11 protein-coding genes and 4 tRNA genes are annotated in these 15,226 nt (G+C 55.0%); 7 read left to right on the top strand and 8 right to left on the bottom strand.

From position 1 onward, the window contains the following. The first annotated feature begins 17 nt into the window (after window positions 1-17). Complete coding sequence (nhaR, locus tag ACQUQU_RS08590) at window positions 18-920, top strand: transcriptional activator NhaR (protein WP_430462832.1); 903 nt, start codon at window positions 18-20, stop codon at window positions 918-920. Between the two features lie 24 nt (window positions 921-944). On the opposite strand, the gene ACQUQU_RS08595 is transcribed toward nhaR, so the two are convergent. Continuing rightward, entirely contained in the window at window positions 945-2,063 is a 1,119-nt protein-coding gene (locus tag ACQUQU_RS08595) for a putative solute-binding protein (protein WP_430462833.1), read from the bottom strand. Between the two features lie 267 nt (window positions 2,064-2,330). Between ACQUQU_RS08595 and ACQUQU_RS08600 the strand changes: the two genes are divergently transcribed. Next, window positions 2,331-3,965 (top strand): AMP-binding protein, encoded by a 1,635-nt coding sequence (locus tag ACQUQU_RS08600; protein ID WP_430462834.1) that lies wholly within the window; start codon window positions 2,331-2,333, stop codon window positions 3,963-3,965. A gap of 127 nt (window positions 3,966-4,092) precedes the next feature. On the opposite strand, the gene ACQUQU_RS08605 is transcribed toward ACQUQU_RS08600, so the two are convergent. From ACQUQU_RS08605 to queA, 6 genes are all read right to left on the bottom strand, one after another. Then, window positions 4,093-4,944 carry a 23S rRNA (adenine(2030)-N(6))-methyltransferase RlmJ gene (locus tag ACQUQU_RS08605; protein WP_430462835.1) on the bottom strand — a complete coding sequence of 284 codons (852 nt, stop codon included), beginning with the start codon at window positions 4,942-4,944 and terminating at the stop codon, window positions 4,093-4,095. 76 nt (window positions 4,945-5,020) lie between these two features. Then, window positions 5,021-5,938, bottom strand: coding sequence for a protein translocase subunit SecF (gene secF, locus ACQUQU_RS08610; protein WP_430462836.1), 918 nt, complete (start codon window positions 5,936-5,938; stop codon window positions 5,021-5,023). Further along, window positions 5,935-7,791, bottom strand: a complete 1,857-nt coding sequence (secD, locus tag ACQUQU_RS08615) for a protein translocase subunit SecD (protein ID WP_430462837.1) — start codon at window positions 7,789-7,791, stop codon at window positions 5,935-5,937. The genes secF and secD overlap by 4 nt, the downstream gene beginning before the upstream one ends. A gap of 75 nt (window positions 7,792-7,866) precedes the next feature. Further along, window positions 7,867-8,229: a preprotein translocase subunit YajC gene (yajC, locus tag ACQUQU_RS08620; protein ID WP_430462838.1), complete on the bottom strand. Its 363-nt coding sequence runs from the start codon at window positions 8,227-8,229 to the stop codon at window positions 7,867-7,869. 94 nt (window positions 8,230-8,323) lie between these two features. Continuing rightward, window positions 8,324-9,454: a tRNA guanosine(34) transglycosylase Tgt gene (gene tgt, locus ACQUQU_RS08625; protein WP_430463028.1), complete on the bottom strand. Its 1,131-nt coding sequence runs from the start codon at window positions 9,452-9,454 to the stop codon at window positions 8,324-8,326. Window positions 9,455-9,471: 17 nt separating this feature from the next. Continuing rightward, on the bottom strand, window positions 9,472-10,515 hold the full coding sequence (queA, locus tag ACQUQU_RS08630) for a tRNA preQ1(34) S-adenosylmethionine ribosyltransferase-isomerase QueA (RefSeq protein ID WP_430462839.1): 1,044 nt from the start codon (window positions 10,513-10,515) through the stop codon (window positions 9,472-9,474). Between the two features lie 206 nt (window positions 10,516-10,721). Here queA and ACQUQU_RS08635 point away from each other — a divergent pair. The 5 genes from ACQUQU_RS08635 (at window position 10,722) to ACQUQU_RS08655 (ending at window position 13,100) form a co-directional block, all read left to right on the top strand. Further along, window positions 10,722-10,808, top strand: a tRNA-Leu gene (locus ACQUQU_RS08635). 54 nt (window positions 10,809-10,862) lie between these two features. Next, window positions 10,863-10,949 (top strand) — tRNA-Leu (locus ACQUQU_RS08640). A gap of 49 nt (window positions 10,950-10,998) precedes the next feature. Beyond that, window positions 10,999-11,085 (top strand) — tRNA-Leu (locus ACQUQU_RS08645). A 55-nt stretch (window positions 11,086-11,140) separates the two neighbouring features. Then, window positions 11,141-11,227: transfer RNA gene (locus ACQUQU_RS08650), tRNA-Leu, on the top strand. A gap of 208 nt (window positions 11,228-11,435) precedes the next feature. Further along, entirely contained in the window at window positions 11,436-13,100 is a 1,665-nt protein-coding gene (locus ACQUQU_RS08655) for a methyl-accepting chemotaxis protein (protein ID WP_430462840.1), read from the top strand. A gap of 89 nt (window positions 13,101-13,189) precedes the next feature. On the opposite strand, the gene ACQUQU_RS08660 is transcribed toward ACQUQU_RS08655, so the two are convergent. Then, a complete protein-coding gene (locus tag ACQUQU_RS08660) occupies window positions 13,190-15,145 on the bottom strand; it encodes a sensor domain-containing diguanylate cyclase (protein ID WP_430462841.1) in 1,956 nt (651 codons plus the stop codon). Window positions 15,146-15,226: the final 81 nt, after the last annotated feature.

Consider the following 15,226-nt stretch of genomic DNA (forward strand, 5'->3'; position numbering starts at 1 on the left):
CTCGGATTTTTCGATGTATGAAGCGCCTCAACTATAAGCACCTGCAGTATTTTCATGCGGTGGCCGAAGAAGGCAGCGTCTTTGCCGCAGCCCGCCGGCTGAACGTAACACCGCAGACCATCAGCGGTCAGCTGCGTTTGCTGGAAGATCAGCTGGGCAATCAGCTGTTTGCCAAAGCCGGACGAGGCCTGGAACTGACCGATGCCGGGCGCGTGGTGCTGGATTACTCGCGAGAGATGTTCCGGCTGGGCGATGAGCTGCAGGAAGTTATGCATCAGGGCGCCACCGAGCGGCCGCTGGAGTTCCGGGTCGGCATTGTCGACGCCCTGCCCAAGTCGATTGCCCACCGGTTGCTCTCGCCGGCACTGAGTGGCCCGGGCCGCATGAGGATTGTCTGTCACGAAGAGCAGATGTCGGTTCTGCTCGGCGAACTGGCGGTACACCGCCTCGATCTGGTGCTGGCCGACAGCCCGATTCCCAGCGGCATGAACGTGCGCTGCTTCAATCACCTGCTGGGGCGCAGCACCATGGCCTGTTTCGCAGCCCCCGCCCTGCGCGAGCAGTTTCCGGGCGATTTTCCGCAGTGCCTAAAAGACGCACCGCTGCTGCTGCCGACCGACAACGCGTCGGGCCTCAGAACCGAGCAACTGAGCTGGCTGAACCGGATCGGCATTCCCATGCGCATCAGTGGTGAGTTCGATGATTCGGCCTTAATGCAGGCCTTTGGTGGTGAGGGGCACGGCTTCTTCTTTGCGCCGCTGGCGATCCGCGACGAGATCTGCCGCCAGCACGACTTGCTGTGTGTGGGGGAAGTGACCGAACTGACGCAGGAGTTTTATGCCATCTCGGCCGAACGGAAAATCAGCCACCACGCAGTGAAGCTGATCACCGACCGGGCAACGGATACGCTGCTGAGCTGAGCCCGGTCGGTAAGCTATTGCGGCCTATTCAACCGGGTTCGTGCATTCACTCCGTTCCGGTGCCACTTTGCAGCGCACCTTGCGCTCGAGTTTCAGCATGTTGGCGTCGTACACGCCTTTATCACGCAGGGCCACACGCAGGCCCTGCATACGTTGTTCGATACGGGTCTGCTCGGCCCGCTCAATGTCACGCCACAGCCCGGGCTTTAAGTTGGCGCGTTCTTTTTCGACGCGCTTGACGTAAAAGTCGAATTTAAACAAAAAGTCTTCGCGCAGAATCTGCGCCAGCCCGGTCGGAAACCGATCCTGACGGCCGATCAGCTGAATGGTCGACTGCGACAGCGGATAATTCAGAATACCGGCGTCAGCACCGGCCTGACCGGCACCGGCGGCGTAAAACGCCACGATGGGCGCGAGCATGGTATCGGCACCACCGGAGGCAAACGATTGCACCACCGCCAGCTGCTCGCCGTCCTGACGCACCGCGCGCAGGTTGTCCGCCAGCGCTTTCAATGACGGATCAGACGATGGCACGGCGGTATTGATGCCGGAAAAACCCGTCAGCTGACGCAATTGCGGATTGTTGGTGTAGGCGTAATTCTCGCCCAGCGATGCAACGCCCAGCACCACATAGCCATTGCCTTCCAGTTTGTCGGCCATTTTCGGATTGGCGACCACCTGCATCAGCATCTGCAGGTGCGTGACGTCCGGTACCGCACCAAGCGCTTCCAGCGTACCGGCGAAGCGGTTGAAATCCAGCGCCCGACTGCCACTCATCAGCGCCGCATCGCATTTTCCGCTGCGCAGATCGTCGACAAGCTCTTCTTCTTTCTGATACGCCACCACATCCAGCTCAAGGCCGTAATGGAGTGAGCGTAATTTCTGGTCATCAACCGTGGCGAAAATCGGACCGGATTTTCCCAGCATGTCCCAGACGCAGAAACTGCGGTGAATTTTGCCGTCCACGACCTGATCGGAATAGAGCTTTTTCAGCGCAGTAATGCGCTTTTCCAGTGGCAGGTTCTGGCTCATGATGGTGGCCATCAGGCGTTCATTGCGACGGTCATCGTCAGTCTGCGACCAAACGGTCAGCGGCATGAGTACCGCCAGCAGCAGGGCAATCTGCTTTGTAATCCTTGTCATTGTGCGCTTCCGGTCTGTTGCCTGGTGAGTCTTTATTATTGGCTGGGCATTAGATAAACCGTCCCCGGCCTTAACAATGTGCAAATCCGCCATTGGCGGGTTATCTGAGGCCGGGGGCCGAAAATGGCCTGAATTAATGCACGTCCGGCAGTTCACTGAACACGAATTCAGCCATTTACGATTTTTTACAGCACGACCCGTTTGAACCGATTAGTGTGATCCGAGCAGTTTGCGTTGTCCGACAATAAAAATAACAGGGAAAAGTCTATGGTTATCAAAACTCCATTGGAGATGCTTTATCACTGGGAAACCCATACCCCAGACGCCGTGTATCTGCGCCAACCCGTGAATGGCGTTTTTCATGAATTGACCTGGGCTCAGGTCGCCGATCAGGTACGGCGCATTGCCAGCGCCTTGATTGCTCAGAATTACGAACAGGGAAGCCACATTGCTATCCTGTCGAAGAACTGCGCCGAATGGTTTATTACCGATCTGGCGATTGCCATGGCAGGCCATGTATCTGTGCCTATCTACGCCACCGCCGGGCAGGAAACCATCCGCTATATCCTGACCCACGCCAACTGCAAAGCCATTTTCATTGGCAAGCTCGACGATACCCAGACCCAGTGCGATGCCATCGCCGAAGACGTGACCCGCTTTGCCTTCCCTTACGGCGATATTCCGGCTCAGTACCGCTGGCACGAGCTGTTGCAGCAACCGCCGCTGGCCAGCTCACCGGTGCCGGATGGCAAGGATGTCATGACCATCATTTACACGTCCGGCAGCACAGGTAATCCGAAAGGCGTGGTCAACACCTTCGGTTCCTACGCCTGGAGCTGCGAGACGCTGGCGAAAGCGCTCAAGGTCAGCAATAAAGAACGCATGCTGAGCTACCTGCCGCTGGCGCACATTACCGAACGCGTGTACGTCGAAGGCGCCAGTCTGTACAACGGCTTCTGCGTGTCGTTCGTTGAATCGCTGGATACCTTTGCCGACAATCTGCGCGAAGTATCCCCTACGCTGTTTATTTCGGTACCGCGCCTGTGGACCCGCTTTCAGATGGGCGTGCTGGCGAAAATTCCGCCGAAAAAACTCGATCTGCTGTTGTCGATTCCGATTCTGAACAAAATCGTCGCCGCCAAGATCCGCCGCCAGCTGGGCTTTGCCAATACCCGTATTTTTGGTTCGGGTTCGGCACCGATTTCGCCGGCGACCATTCACTGGTACCAGAAAATCGGCATTAACATCAGCGAAGCCTGGGGCATGTCGGAAAACAACGGTCTCGGCACCCTGAGCGTTCCCTTCCGCGCTGATAAAATCGGCTGCATTGGCCGCGCTTATGACGGCGTTGGCCTGCGTATTTCCGATGAAGGCGAAATTCAGCTGAACGGTCCGTGTGTAATGGGCGAATATTATCTGGAGCCGGAAAAAACCGTCGAAGCCTTCACCGACGATGGCTGGCTGAAAACCGGTGACAAAGGAGAAATCGACAAAGACGGCTATATCCGTATTACCGGTCGTCTGAAAGAAATTTTCAAAACCGCCAAAGGCAAATACGTCGCGCCAGTACCGATTGAATCCCTGCTGATGGAAAACCCCTTGATTGAGCAGATTTGCGTGACGGGTAATAACCTGAAGCAGCCAATCGCTCTGGTGGTACTGACACCGGAAGCCAAAGCGCACGAGCCATCGCACATTCGCCACAGTCTTGAAAAAACACTGGGCAAGGTGAACGATAAACTGGAAAGCCACGCACGGCTCGACAGTCTGGTGGTGGTAAAAGATGCCTGGACCATTGAGAACGGCCTGCTGACGCCAACGCTCAAAATCAAGCGCCATCTGATTGAAGGCAAATATCAGGATCTGATTCAGCATCCGCACAGTCAACCGGTGGTGGTCTGACTGATGATGGTTTAACTGATCGTGGTATAGCCCTGAGCGGGCTCACGCCCGCAAAACCGCAATAGAAAAGCGCAGCCAGGCTGCGCTTTTTTCTGTGTGTTGATTGGGTTATGCGATAAACCGCCGTTTATTCACCGCTGATTTCATCACAACGCCAGACGCCGCCGGCACCCGCCAGCGTCTGCGCCAGTGTCGGCAGTAATTTCTGCATATTGGCCATCAGGGTCCAGGGCGGATTAATCACAATCATGCCAGACGAGGTCATACCACGACCGTCAGTATCGGCGCTGAGCCCCAGCTCAAACATCTGAATTTTCGGTATGCCCGAGTCCTTCAGCTGCTGCACCAGACGATCGATGCGGGTACGGTCAACCACCGGATACCAGAGAGCGTAAATACCGGTCGGGAAGCGTTTGTGCGCTTTGATCAGCGTGCTGACAACAACATCGTAATCGGTTTTCACTTCATACGGCGGATCCATCAGCACCAGCGCACGGCGCTCTTTCGGCGGCATTGACGAAATAAGCCCGGCATAGCCATCGGATTTATCGACCCGTATACGCCGGTCACCGCGCATTAATTCCTGCAATTGCACAAAGTCGGTCGGGTGCAGTTCGTACAGCTGCGCCCTGTCCTGCTCGCGTAATAAAATCTGTGCAATGCGGGGTGACCCCGGATACAGGGTTTCAGCCTTCACATTGCTGCGGTCGAAGGCCGGCTTAACCTGATCCACCACTGCCAGATAATCTTCAGTACCGGCCAGCGGCGTTTTGCGCAGCGTGCCTATGCCATTCATGTATTCCGCATTTTTCTCCGCCTCTGCGCTGTGCAGCGAATAGAGACCCGCACCGGAGTGGGTGTCGATATACACAAAGGGTTTATCTTTCTGATGCAGGTAATTCAGGATTTCGACCTGAATGAGATGCTTCAGTACGTCGGCAAAGTTGCCGGCATGAAACGCGTGACGATAACTGAGCATAGCGGCTCCTGCTGTCTGAAAACAAAAACGCACTCAGATGAGTGCGTTTGTCGGTCGGGCGATGACGGTCCGTGACTTACGGACGGTCATCCACCTCTTCTACTTCTGGCGGAATCAGGTCTTCACGACTGATATTCATGGCCACCAGCAGGCTGGACGCCACGAAAATCGACGAGTAAGTACCCACCACCACACCGATCATCAGCGCCACAGAGAAATTGTGGATGATGTCGCCGCCCACAACCATCAGTGCAAACAGCACCAGAGCCGTGGTCAGGGAGGTCATGATGGTACGGCCGAGCGTCTGATTGATGGAGAAGTTAATCACTTCCAGCGCATCACCACGACGAACCACCCGGAAATTCTCACGAATATGGTCGGCCACAACGATGGTGTCGTTAATGGAATAACCAATCACCGCCAGTAACGCCGCCATCACGGTCAGGTCGAATTCCCACTGGAACAGGGAGAACAGACCGAGAATGATGATGACGTCGTGGAACAAGGCAACCACAGCACCAACGGAGAATTTGAACTGGAAGCGCACGGCAACGTAAATCATCACCACGAACAGCGCCAGCAATAACGCCAGACCGCCCTGATCGCGTAATTCTTCACCAACCTGACCGCCCACAAACTCACTGCGCATCAGGGTCAGCTGATTGTCGGCGCTGGCGCTCTGCAGAACACCCAGCACTTCGTTGCCTAAGTTGTCGCGGAAGGCTTCGGACATACGCACCAGCACATCGGTTTCGGAACCGAAATTCTGCACGGTCACGTCACGATAACCCTGAGCTTCCAGAGTACCGGTGATTTTATCCAGCGCTTCTGGCTTTTCGTACTGAACTTCCAGCAGCGTACCGCCGGTAAAATCCAGACCCAGATTCAGGCCACGAACCGCCAGCGAGCCGATGGAAATCAGCACCAGCAGGATCGACATAATGGAAGCCGCATGACGCAGCTTCATGAAATCGAAATTCATTTCTTTGCTCATGCTTTGCCTCCGATGGACAGTTTCTCAATGCGGCGACCACCGTAAATCAGGTTAACGATGGCACGGGTCAGCATGATGGCTGTGAACATGGAGGTGATGATGCCGAACGACAGCGTTACAGCGAAACCTTTAACCGGACCGGTACCCACGGCGAACAGAATCACCGCCACAATTAAGGTGGTCAGGTTGGCGTCGAAAATGGTCAGGAAGGCACGGTTGTAACCTTCGTGAATCGCCTGTTGTGGTGAACGGCCATTGCCCAGTTCTTCGCGGATACGGGCAAAGATCAATACGTTGGCGTCAACCGCCATACCCACAGTCAGTACGATACCGGCAATACCCGGCAGGGTCAGGGTTGCACCAATCATGGACATCAGGGCGATCAGAATGACGATGTTGGCCAGCAATGCGACGTTGGCCACCAACCCGAACAGACGGTAGTAAATCGCCATCAGCGCCAGCACCAGTGCCAGACCGAGGATCACAGAGTTCATACCCTGTTCGATGTTTTCTTTACCCAGGCTTGGGCCAACCGTACGTTCTTCAACGAAGTACATAGGAGCAGCCAGCGCACCGGCGCGCAGCAGCAGCGCCAACTCAGAGGCTTCGGCGGATTCCAGACCGGTAATCCGGAAGCTGGAGCCCAGCGTGCTCTGAATGGTGGCCAGAGAAATAATGGATTTCTCGACTACCTGAATGGTTTTGCTTTCTTCTTTACCGTCCACCATTTCATAGGTGGTTTTAGGCTTGCGCTCAACAAACAGCACAGCCATGCGACGGCCAACGGCTTTGCGGGTGACCTGAGTCATCACGGCGCCGCCTTTGGAGTCCAGATCGATATTCACCTGCGGGAAGCCGTTTTCATCAAACGATGGCTGGGCGTTGGTCACGCTGTCACCGGTGGTGATGACTTTCTTTTCCAGACGCGCAGTACGGAACTGTTCGCTGCGGAAACCGTATTCTTCAGTCGCAAAACGGCTGGCGCCCGGCTCGGCTTCCAGACGGAATTCGAGGTTGGCGGCTTTACCCAGAATCTTCTTCGCTTCGGCGGTATCCTGCACACCCGGCAGTTCCACCACGATGCGGTTACGGCCCTGACGCTGAACCAAAGGTTCTGCCACACCGAGTTCGTTCACCCGGTTGCGCAGCGTGGTCAGGTTCTGCTTGATGGCGTAGTCTTCGAATTCACGGATTTTGTTTTCGTTGATGGCCAGCACCAGATCGGCGTATTCGCCGTCTTCGCTGGACTGAATAAATTCCGGATACGAACGGGCGACAAACGCTGCGCCTTTGCTGCGCACGTCGGCATCAACAAAGCTGATGCGCAATTTGTCACCGTCCTGCTGAACGCGACGGTATTTGAGGTCTTCCTCACGCAGGCGGTTACGCAGTTCTTCACGGTAATTCGCCATTTTGCCTTTGACGTAATCGTCCATGTCCACTTCCATCAGGAAGTGCACACCACCGGAAAGGTCGAGACCCAGCGTCATAGGACCGGCCCCCAGATCCAGCAACCACTGCGGAGTGGTAGGCGCCAGGTTCAGGGCAACAATGTATTCATCACCGAGCAGACGCTGAACGGCGTCTTTCGCCGGTAATTGCTTGTCGGTGGCGGTCAGACGGAACAGAGCAGTGCTGCCCTTTACCTCTTCGCCGAAGAATTCAATCTGATTGCCGTTCAATGCCGAACGGACACGGGCCAGCACATCCTCAGACATTTCGGCACCGGAACGGGCCGGGGTTACCTGAATGGCCGGATCCGGCGGATACAGGTTAGGAGCGGCGTAGATACAGGCCAGAACCAGTGCGACAACAATCAGCAGGTTCTTCCACAAAGGGTATTTATTGAGCATAAAGCTGCCCTTGATTCCTTATTCTTAAAAACAAAGACGGCCTCCTTGGAGACCGTCTCGTGTCCTGAGTTCAAATCAGGCTTTTACATCTTTGATGGTGCCTTTCGGCAGCGCCGCGGTAACCGCAATCTTCTGGATTGGCAGAGTCACGCCATCAGACACTTCGATCACGACGAAGTCGTCGGTCACTTTTACGATCTTGCCCAGCATGCCGCCTGCGGTAACCACTTCATCACCTTTGGCCAGCGCACCGATCAGATTCTTGTGCTCTTTCTGACGCTTGCTCTGTGGACGCCACAGCAGGAAGTAGAAAATCAGCAGGAAACCGCCCAGAAATACCAGCTGACCCATCACACCCATAGGCTCAGCAGCGGCAGCGCCGTCGGCCAGCGCTACGCTGGAGGTGGTTAAAGCCAGAGCGGCCAGAATTGCTTTCATGTAGAGATTCTCCCAATTACTGATGACAACCCTGTGTCATCCCTAAAAAAACAGACTGTAAGCGGCACCTTTGTGCCGCCGGGTATTCCCTGGCTCAGGAGTCTTGCTCAAGCGGCGGGGTCTTCATGCCCCGTTTGGCATAGAACTCGTCAACAAACCCGGCAAATGTACCTTCTTCGAGTGACCGGCGCAAACCAGCCATCAGGGTCTGGTAATAATGGAGGTTGTGAATCGAATTTAAAGTGGCGCCGAGAATTTCTTTACACTTATCAAGGTGATGCAGATAGGCACGGCTGAAGTTGCGACAGGTGTAGCAATCGCATTCTTCGTCTGCCGGACGGGTATCCACCTTGTTGGACGCGTTACGGATTTTCAGCACGCCGGTCGAGGTGAACAGGTGTGCATTGCGGGCATTACGGGTCGGCATCACACAGTCGAACATGTCGACACCGCGGCGTACACCTTCAACCAGATCTTCAGGCTTACCCACACCCATCAGATAGCGTGGCTTGTCGACCGGCATCTTAGGTGCAACGTGTTTCAGTACGCGCATCATCTCGTCTTTCGGCTCACCCACGCTCAGACCGCCAATGGCGTAGCCGTCAAAGCCGATGTCCAGCAGGCCCGCCAGCGACTCGTCACGCAAGTCTTCGTACATACCGCCCTGAATAATACCGAACAGTGCTGACGGGTTATCGCCATGCGCGGCTTTGGAGCGTTTGGCCCAGCGCAGCGACAGGCGCATGGAGTCGGCGGCTTCTTTTTCGGTGGCCGGGTACGGTGTGCACTCGTCGAAGATCATCACAATGTCAGAACCGAGGTCACGCTGTACCTGCATCGAACTTTCCGGTGTCATCATCACCTTCTCGCCATTCACCGGCGAGCGGAACGCCACACCTTCTTCGGTGATCTTGCGCATATCGCCCAGACTGAACACCTGAAAACCGCCGGAGTCGGTCAGAATCGGCTTATCCCAGCCGATGAAATCGTGCAGGTCACCATGCAGCTTGATGATTTCTGTCCCCGGACGCAGCATCAGGTGAAAGGTGTTGCCCAGAATAATCTCGGCGCCCAGCTCTTTGATGTGCGCCGGCGTCAGGCCTTTAACGGTGCCATAGGTACCCACCGGCATAAACGCCGGGGTCTGGATGCTGCCGCGCGGAAAGGTCACGGTGCCACGGCGGGCTTTGCTGCCTTCATCCTGAGTCAGCAGGTCAAACTTCATAAAACATTCACGGGTCATCAGGCTTCCCCAACGGATGATTGCGGACGCGACAGAAACATCGCATCACCATAACTGTAAAAACGGTAGTGCTGTGCCACGGCTTCCTGATAGGCAGCCATGGTGTGATGGCGGCCGGCAAAGGCCGACACCAGCATGATCAGGGTCGATTCAGGCAAGTGGAAATTGGTAATCATGGCATCCACGCTGCGGAAGCGGTAACCCGGATAAATAAATATGCGGCTTTCATCATAGAAAGGCGCGATCTCGCCACTCTGACTGGCCGACTCCAGGCTGCGCACCGAGGTCGTCCCCACCGCCACCACCTTATTACCGGCGGCACGGGTGGCTTTTACGGCTGCTACCACCTCGTCACTGACTTCAATGTATTCGGCGTGCATGACATGCTCGTCAATGTTCTCAACCTTCACGGGCTGGAAGGTGCCGGCACCGACATGCAGGGTAACGAAGGCAAAGTTAACGCCCTTTTCTTTTAACGCAGCGAGCAACGGCTCATCGAAGTGCAGGCCGGCGGTTGGTGCCGCAACGGCGCCGGGCTTTTCGGCATAAACGGTCTGATAACGCTCACGGTCTTCTTCGGCGTCGTCGCGCTCCATATAAGGCGGCAGCGGCATATGACCGACGTCTTCCAGAATGCTGAGCAACGGTCGCTCATCAAGGAACTTCAGCTGGAACAGCGCCCCCTCACGACCGACAACCTCGACATCTACGCCGCCCAGGGTGATACGCGAGCCAGGCTTCGGCGAACGCGAAGACCGCAAATGCGCCAGCGCTTCGTGCTCGCCGGTGACGCGCTCAATCAAGGCTTCCAGCTTGCCGCCACTGGCCTTCTCGCCAAACAGACGCGCAGGAATCACGCGGGTGTTATTGAACACCAGCAGGTCGCCCGGACTCAGCAGACCCAGCACATCCTTAAAGATGCGGTGGTTCAGCTCACCTGTTTCGCCATCCAGACATAAGAGTCGGGAGGCACTGCGCTCTGCCATCGGGTAACGGGCAATCAGCTCGTCCGGCAGATCAAAGTAAAAATCACTGGTCTTCATAGCGGTCTTGGCAGGGTCGGCAGGCTCTTTCTTTAACAGAAGAGATCAGCCTTTGGATGTGTTTAACAGCAGAGACTGAAGATTACCGGAGATGGGCTGGTAAGTTAAGGAAATCATTAGAAAAAATTGTTGACAGCAAAATTTTTCAGCGTAAGATGCGCGCCATCTGACGGCTACTGACCGCCGCACAACGGCGAAGATAATGCGCCAGTGTGGCGAAATTGGTAGACGCAGGGGATTCAAAATCCCCCGCCTTTGCGGGCGTGCCGGTTCGAGTCCGGCCACTGGTACCAGCAAAAAAGTACTGTCAGATAAAAATGAGTAGTGGTAGTATGCCGCGCCTCAATGCCCAGGTGGTGAAATTGGTAGACACGCTGTGTTCAGGTCGCAGTGAGCTTACGCTCGTGAGAGTTCGAGTCTCTCCTTGGGCACCACTCCTTAACCCGCTACAGGTTATGGAGAGGTGAAAAAATGCAAGACCACGCCGTGGTGGTGAAATTGGTAGACACGCTGTGTTCAGGTCGCAGTGGGCTTACGCCCGTGAGAGTTCGAGTCTCTCCCTCGGCACCACTTATCTAACAAGGTAAGTGATGAAAATTTGAAAGGTTAACAGCCTTACCCCTATGCCCAGGTGGTGAAATTGGTAGACACGCTGTGTTCAGGTCGCAGTGAGCTTACGCTCGTGAGAGTTCGAGTCTCTCCTTGGGCACCACTCCTTCACAAGGAGTGGTAATAATAGGAATCATCGATTACCCCCTTCTCGTCATTCCCCACAAAAGAAAGCAAGAAAGTCACGTAAGTCAGCCTTAGTGCCCATCTGACAATCGCCAGCTTACTCCCTACTTTTCATAACAGTATTTTCCCTGCTTAGTGCACCATTATTGACTACTCTGGAAGTATCCTTGCCCACGGAGAAGTCCATGAATAAGCACGGCAAACGAATTGCGATGTCTACGCTGTTCAGCGTCGTTCTGGCACTGGCAACCGCCCAGCTGCTCAGCCTGCCGGGTTTACTGAGTCTTTCACAGGTGATTTCAACACTGGTAGTCACCCTGCTCGTCTCAGCGGTGCTCTATCGCTTCGTTATACGGCCACTCATCATTCTGAATCATCAGGTCGCCCATCGCCTGACCCATAAAAGCGACAACTACGACGCCGCACGCTTTCCCCTGCCCCACTACCTGCAGGAAGACATGGATCGCCTTGAGCGCCAGCTGACCATTTACGCCGATCTGCGCAGCAAACTGTCGGAGCACGGCGGCAAAATAGCGATCGCCGCGGCGGAGATGTCGTACGCTGCCGACCAGATGAAAGCCCGCATTCACGAAGAAGTGACCGACACCAACCAGATCGCCGTATCCGCCACTCAGATTTATGAAACCGTCGGCCATATGGTCAGCCAGACCAAAGCCGCAGCAGCCGCTTCGTCTGAAGCCAAACGCATCAATTTAAGCGGTAAGCAGGCCGTTGATAAAAGCATTCCGCAGATGGAAGACACCCGTCATCAGGTGAACCGAAACGCCGAAATGATTGCCCAGCTGGAAGCCAAGTCGGAGCAGATTAAAGCCGTCACGCGGGTTATCAGTGATATTGCCGAACAAACCAACCTGCTGGCATTGAATGCCGCGATTGAGGCGGCGCGAGCTGGAGAACAGGGTCGGGGCTTTGCGGTGGTAGCCGATGAAGTGCGCTCACTGGCAGCAAAAACATCCTCGGCCACTCAGCAGATTGGTGACACCGTCACCCAGATCAATAACGAAATTAAAAATGCCGTGGCGAATTCGCACTCACTGACCATCACCATCGATGAAAATGTGCAATCCACGCAAATGATCAGCTCGCACCTGAATGAAATATTCGAGCAATCCGACGCCATTGAAAGCAACGTGACCAGCCTCGCCACCAGCGTGCAGAACAACAGCGAAAGCATTGGCTATATCTCTTCTATCGTGCAGGAAACCAGTAAACGCCTGCAGGCAACGGAAGACGAAATATCCCGCATGTCAGAGCGCTCGTTGGGATTATCCGAAACCGCCGAAAAGATCTACGAAGCATTTGGCACCACAGAGCTTGGCCACCCGCACGACACAGTGATAGACGAAGCCCGACAGGCCGCCGAAGCCATAGGCCATTTATTCGAACTGGCAATTCAGAACGGGCAATTAAAAGAAAGCGCGGTATTCGACACTCAATATCAGGCCATCAGCGGCACCAATCCGAAAAAATACCACACCGCCTACGATTCTTTTTCTGATGAGAAATTTCCGGCGATTCAGGAAGCCATTCTGCAACGCAATGATTTTATTGCCTACGCAGGCGCTGTGGATGTGAATGGTTACTTCCCGACCCATAACCAGAAATTCAGCCAACCGCTGACCGGAGACTACGCCAAAGATCTGTTAATCAACCGCACCAAACGCATTTTTAACGACCGCACCGGTGCCCGCTGTGGCAGCCATACGCAATCGTTTTTGCTGCAAACCTACAAACGCGATACAGGTGAGGTCATGCACGATCTGTCAGTACCCATTTATGTTAATGGCAAACACTGGGGCGGCTTCCGCGTCGGTTACCGCAGCTTCTGATTCAGCCAGACCGGAACCCAGACATTAAATGAAACGGCCAATAAAAAACCTCCGGCAGGAGGTTTTTTATTGGCCGAGCGAAAGGTCGGTTATTCAAACGCGTTGTACAACACCACCTGATTGCGGCCATTGGCTTTCGCGTAATACAGCGCTTCGTCGGCACAGCGCACCCAATCATCCGGACGCACACCGAACTGGGGAACGTCGCCATGCACCCCCACACTGACGCTGATCACAAGTTCTGGTGAGATGGCGCTGAATTTCAGGTTATGGATGGTTTTACGAATGCATTCCGCGACATGCAGAGCCCCCTCAACTTCCGTGTTGGGCAATACCAGAATGAACTCTTCCCCACCGTAACGGGCAAGCAAATCGGTATTGCGGTGTACAACCTGCCGTACCGCCTGAGCGACCACGCGTAAAATTTCATCACCTGCCTGATGCCCGTGAATATCGTTCACCTTTTTAAAATGATCCACATCCAACATCAGCACACACAGGCTTTCACGCTCGCGCACCGCACGGGCCATTTCCCGCGCCATGATCTGATCGAAATAGCGCCGGTTGCGCACGTTGGTTAATGGGTCGGTAATGCTCATCAACTCCAGCTGGCGGTTGGCATTTTCGAGCTCGAGCGTGCGTTCTTTTACCCGCAATTCCAGGGTTTCTGTCGCCTGACGCTGCACTTCCAGCGCCCGGGTCTGAGCTTCTCTGGCCTGACGTTCATGATCCAGCGCCCGCTCCTGCGCCATACGGGCGTTGCGCTCCTGCTCCAGCGCTTCCTCCTGCGCTTTGCGCGCCACTTTTTCGTGCTCAAACGCTGCCAGCTGAGCTTCAAAGCGTTCGCGCTTTTCCTGATTCAAGCGGTCGGCAAGCGCGAAGGACAGCAGAATCACCTCAAGCGCTGAGCCGAACTGCACAATATTTTCGGTAAAAACATTGCGCGGCAAAATGTTGAATTTATTCAAAGCCAGAATAACGCCGCCGAGCAGCATGGATGACCAGGCAATAGTGTAATAACGGGCAGCCGAATAGCCCTGGCTCCAGCGCCACAGACCGGCATAAATCGCCAGACTGATGCCACCCATGGCCGTCGCAATCAACACCCGGATCATGGTGTGGTAGGCCACCACCGAACTCAGCAGTGCAATCGCCAGTGCAGCGAAAACCACGAGTTTAAACGCGGTATTGATCCAGCCAACTTCCCCCAGCCGTAAGAAATTGCGGGTAAAGGTCGCCGCAAAAAACACCACCCCGCTCAAAAACACCACAATGCTCTGGTCGTTCCAGTCGGTGGCGTCCGGCCACAGGTACTGAAAGCTGATGCCCTGCAGGCTGGCAAGAAAACCGGCCATGCAACCGACATACAGCACGTAATAGAGATAATTCGCTTCGCGCACAGAGAGAAAAACAAACAGGTTGTACAGCACCATAATCAGCATGATGCCGTAATAAAGCCCGAGCCCGAGCAGCTGATTCTGGTCGTTGAGAAAGAAATCCCGCTCGTCCCACAGGCTGAGCGGAAACTGCATGGAGCTCGACGTCTCAACGCGGAACACCCATTCAATGGTGGCATCCGGTTCAAACGCAACGGGCAACACAAACAACCGGTGCCGCAGCGGGCGTTCGTCAAACGGGTATTTATCCCCCATTTCCTGCGTGTGCCACTCACCCGCATTGCCATAACTCCTATCACCAGAGTCCCCCGGAATCACACGCCGGTAAACCCGTACATGATCCAGCACCGGATACGCCAGACTTAAGAAGCGCGACTGCACATCCGCCGACGTATTGCGGATGCTCAGGCGAAACCAGTAAACGGAGTTCGTATAGCCAAACGCCATTTTCTGCCCTGTATGCTTCTGCCAGTTCAGTGCAGGGGAATCCGGGTCTGGGACAGAGGCATCCACATCCTCGAAGTAGTCCAGCACCTGATCAAGCGCATAGCCGGATTTCAGGGTTGAAAGCGGTACGGAAGTTTCGTTATCCAGCGCCCGGACGGGTGCCACAAGACACAGAAGCAGAGGTAAAAACCAGAATCTCATGGAGCGTTCTCTTTCCGACATGCCAAAAGTCTAGCAGTACAGAAGTACCAGCCCCGGCCTTCAACGATAAATAGGTCACAC

Source organism: Thalassolituus sp. LLYu03, from assembly GCF_050507655.1.
Lineage (GTDB): Bacteria > Pseudomonadota > Gammaproteobacteria > Pseudomonadales > Oceanobacteraceae > Venatoribacter.